Genomic DNA, 4,694 nt, shown 5'->3' on the forward strand with positions numbered 1-4,694 from the left:
AATGTTGGCGAAACAAAGAAATTTTCCTGAACAAAATCGTTGTATGAGTTTTGCTTTAGTGTTCCTTCTAATCCGGCATAAGCAATCATTAAATCGCCTACTATTTTATAAGAACCGGTAACTTGTGGATAAATAAAGAATTTGTTTTCCCCAGCTTCTTGTGCTGCGCTGTAGAAAAATCCAACGCCAACATTAAGGGATAAATCGTCTTTTTGAATTTTGACACTCGGTTGGAAACCAATATTAGTAAACCCATATTTAAAAGAACTTCCACCATAAAAAGTTTTATCAAAGGATCCGCTGAGATAATCTATAACAAAATCTGTTTTTATTTTTTGGTCAACCACATCAAATTCCAATGCTGGTTTTGCCACAAAACGATTTTCAACCGAACCAAAAGCATCCCAAAAACGACTGAACTTTAAAGTGCTTTCTTTTAAAATACTTTCGGCTAAACTCAATCTTCCGCCAACATACAACGTGTGATAGGTTTGCTGTTCGTCTATAGAATTAATCGTAGCATTATCAAGAGTTTCGGGATAAATTCCATACCAATTATAAACTTGATTTTTATAGCCCAAATCAGCATTCCAAGACAACGCTCTGGTTCGGCTACCATAAGTAAAATCCAAAGCGGTGTTGAAAAACTTATCATCCAAAATCACGTCGTTAATTCCGCCTTGAGATGAACTGTGACGCAACATGCCACCAAAATAATCGGTGTTGCTGACATTTTCTGTAACAAAAAGTTCTGCATTGGCCGTTCCATAATTCCCTGCACCTAATGTCAAATAATTGCTGAATATTTTTTCGTCAGCACTTTTATCCACACTGGCAGCTCTTCCCTTGGATGGTGTAAAGGTTGAGGCCACAGGAAAAGAAAAAATGTTGTATTGAATAGCTTCTTTTTTAGAGGTGTCTTCGTCGTCCAACGTTGGTGTTTCTTTCACTTTGAAGGCATCGGAAATTGTTGGCGTATAGGGTTTCACCACATTTACTACTTCCGTACCAATGTTTTCGTCTTTCTTTTGAGAAAAAGAAATTTGTGTTATAAATAATGCTACTATTAAAATTTTTACTTGTTTCATATTTAGAATTGTTACACAGAGATACACGGAGAATCTTTGAGTTTCACAGAGATTTTTTATTCAGTTAATGATGAGTTAGTTTTTGCAGCTTCACCTTTGATTATTTTCAGTTCAGTTTGTGCTTCATCAACTACATCTGTGTAGGTGGAAAAGTTTTTAATGACACTATCCAAAATGGAAGTCGCACTGAAATTGTCTTTCATTTGGTAATAGTTTTTCGCCATCACAATCAAACCTTTCGCTCCAAAATATTTATACCCCGAATAGTCTTTGGCTAACTTCTGAACCGTTTTGTTAGAATCTTCGTATTTGCCATCTTTGTTTTTGAAATAGGCATCATAATACAACGCTTCGGCGGCCAATTCTCCTTTGGCAATGGTTAGTAACTTGGCATAAGCCACACGAGCTTTGGCTTCATCATTCACTTGAATAGCAGCACGAGCAACAATAATTTGGGCATCACTTTTTATTTTATTGTCTGTTTTTGGGTTTGCCAAAACTTTATCGGCATAGACAACTGCATTTGCATAATTTTTTTGGTCGTAATACGCACGCATCAAATTGGCTTGTGCAAAAGTGACGTTTTGAGGAAAGTCGGCTTCGGTTTCTAATCGTTGTAAAACTGGAACAGCTTTGTTAAAATCGTCTTTTTTCAAATGAATTTCACACAATCTCGCTAAGGATTGCTCAGTAAAATCACTTCTTGGTTTGCTCACAACATACTCATAATTTGGAATCGCATTACTTTCCAAACCATCCGCATAATAGGATTGTGCTAAGTAAAAATTAGCTTTCAAAGCGTGAATTCCGTTAGGGAATTTTGAAACATAACTGCTCAAAGTGGCAATCGCTTGTTTGGTATTGTTTTGCAAAAATTGCTTTTCTGCTACTTCATAAGTGTCGTTATCCAAATCGGCATCTGAGACTTCAACAAAGTCTAAAGTTTTAACCCAAGCAGCATAATCCTCTACTTTTCCGTTGTCCATATAAATTAAACGAGCAGTGGAAACAGCTTCCAAAGCTTCGGGAGTTCTTGGATATTCGGCTGCTACTTTTTTGAATTTAGCAATCGCTAGATCATCTTTTTGTCCATTATAATAAACCAATCCTTGACGCAAAATAGATTTAGATGCAAACGAACCGTTTTTGAATTCGGCTAACAATTGGTCATACGTTTTAATTGCCAAATCGGTTTTGTTTTCTGTAACATACGTATTTCCTAATTCGAACAAAGCGTCATCACGATATTGAGACGTTTTGAAATTCTGTAAAAACTTATTGAAATCTTCAATTTTCTTATCATTTCTAGAAACGAAACCATAACTCAATGCTTTTTGGAATGCTGCATAATCCGCATCAATTCCTTTCATTTCGATGGCTTTATTGTAAGCATCCATGGCTGGCCAATACTTAGCAGAAACAAAACGGCTGTCGCCAAGACGTAAATATGAATCATTCAAACGAACTTTATCCTCTTTATTTCCATCGATAAATTTTTGAAAATAATTCCCCGCTTGTTCGTATTCTTTTTGTTTAAAATAGGCATACGCTATGTTGTAATTGATATTCTTGTATTCAGGGGTTGTTTTTGCTTCTGCAAAACCTTCAAATTGTTTGAAACTCAATAGCGCTTCATTGAAATTGTCCAAAACATACTCCGTTTCACCTTTCCAAAAAGTAGCACGAGCGGTTATTTTTTCATTCCGCTGATTGGTTATCGATTTTTTAAACATTTTTAATGCTTCCTGATAATTGCCATCGGTATACAATTCTATACCACGGTAGAACAACACTTTTTGATACGCCACTTTACTTTCGGCTGAATTATTTTTCTCCAATAAGGTCAAAGCTGCAGCATAATTCTTAGACGTGATATAAGAATTAATCAGCAAGGTTTCGATTTCGTTTTTGCTCGGCGAATTCGGATATTTAGCCAAAAAAGATGTTAATACATCGGGCACAGCTTGATAGGAATTCCCAATTTCATAACTCAATTTAGCGTAATTTAAGTTGGCATCTTCCTGAATTTTTTTGTCAAAATCCATTTCGGAAGCACTTTTAAAAGCGTTTAAAGCTTGTTGTTTTTTATCAGTTTTGAAGTAACATTCTCCCAAATGGTAATACCCGTTTTGGGCAACAAAATCTTTTCCATCAATTATTTTATTAAATTGTGTAATGGCGTTTTCATACTCTTTTTGTTGGTAATACGTATAACCCAACTGATAAAAATCGGTGTTGCTCCACTTTCCTTTTTTGCCTTTGTATGCAGACAAATAAGGCAACGCTTTGTCGTATTGTTGCAAATTAAAATAGCTTTCGCCGATAATTTTATTCAATTCCGATTTTTCGGATGCGTTGGATTTGGGCATTGCTGCAATTCCTGCATCAATAGCTTTTTGGAATTCACCTAATTTAAAATGCATGTCGGCTTTGAAATACGATAACTTCTCTTTGTATTTTTCTTCTCCAGAAACTTGGTCAAAATATTTAGTAGCTTCTTTATAATTATCACCTTCATAAGCCATGAAACCTAAATAATATTTGGCTTGCGAACCAAATTCTTTGGAGTTTATTACTTTGTTAAAATAAGAGGATGCTTCTTTTTTATTTCCTGCTGTGAAATAAGCATAACCTTTTTGAAACGTAAATTTTTCTGCTTCTTCAAAGGTTAAAGCGCTTTCATCAACTTTATCAAAATATTGCAATGCTTGCGGAAACTTTCCTTGTTCAAAATAATATTGTGCTACTTCAATGTAGGCCTGATTTTGCTTGGAACTTGTTGGATAATCGGCAACAAATTGTTCCATTATTTCATCCGCATTACTTTGGTTCAAATGAATCGCACAAATCCCAATATAATAAGCACAATCTGCTTGAACATCTTGGCTTATATCAGTTTGTTTAATACGCTCAAAAATGATTTGTGCCGACTGATATTGCTTGTTTTTATACAACAAAACAGCATTGTCAAAATCGGATAAAGAATGAGTGTAAATGGCTGATTGTTGGCCTGAAACCTTTGCTGTTCCTGCTAAATAAAGCAGTACGACTAACATAAAAACTCTTTGCATGGTTTTTTATTTTACTTATCCAAAAATAGTATCCTATACCCTATAACGTAAAAACCTGCTCATTTATTATAAACATTGTTGTAAACAATTTGAGATGGAAGCGGGAAGTGGGAAGATGGAAGTGAAAAGTAGGAAGTTGCTATTTTGGAATTTGGAATTTGTATTTTGGAATTTTTATTTATTACTTTTACCCAATAAACAACATACTCATGTCAGCTACTGTTTTATCATTAAAAAATGTAACGATTTATCAAGAAAATAGAGTGATTTTGTCACAGGTAAATCTTGAAGTAAAAGAAGGTGAATTCCTTTATATTATTGGTAAAACTGGAACTGGAAAAAGTAGTTTTATGAAAACGTTGTATGGCGATTTGCCATTAACAGAAGGTTCAGGAACAGTTGTTGGATATGATTTAGTGAATTTAAAAGAAGACGATATTCCCTTTTTGAGAAGAAAAATTGGAATTGTTTTTCAAGATTTTCAATTGTTACCCGACAGAAGTGTAAATGAAAACATGTTGTTTGTATTAAAAGC

Annotated in this window: 2 protein-coding genes and 1 pseudogene; 1 reads left to right on the forward strand and 2 read right to left on the reverse strand. The window is 34.5% G+C overall.

What is annotated here, in order from left to right; genetic code table 11:
* Together ACK5ON_RS06405 and ACK5ON_RS06410 are read right to left on the reverse strand one after the other, a co-directional pair.
* Nucleotides 1–1,088: pseudogene (locus tag ACK5ON_RS06405) on the reverse strand (TonB-dependent receptor); the annotation flags it as partial.
* Nucleotides 1,089–1,144: 56 nt separating this feature from the next.
* Nucleotides 1,145–4,159, reverse strand: a complete 3,015-nt coding sequence (locus ACK5ON_RS06410; RefSeq protein ID WP_409820933.1) for a tetratricopeptide repeat protein — start codon at nt 4,157–4,159, stop codon at nt 1,145–1,147.
* A 209-nt stretch (nt 4,160–4,368) separates the two neighbouring features.
* Here ACK5ON_RS06410 and ACK5ON_RS06415 point away from each other — a divergent pair.
* Nucleotides 4,369–4,694: ATP-binding cassette domain-containing protein (locus ACK5ON_RS06415; RefSeq protein ID WP_409820936.1), on the forward strand; the 326-nt coding region annotated here is incomplete at its 3' end.

This window comes from Flavobacterium sp. (genome assembly GCF_046317795.1).
In the GTDB taxonomy this organism is placed as follows: Bacteria; Bacteroidota; Bacteroidia; order Flavobacteriales; family Flavobacteriaceae; genus Flavobacterium.

Bases quoted from the DNA above. Each gene is read 5' to 3' on its own strand.
- ACK5ON_RS06410 (WP_409820933.1), bottom strand. From the start codon at position 4,159: ATGCAAAGAGTTTTTATGTTAGTCGTACTGCTTTATTTAGCAGGAACA.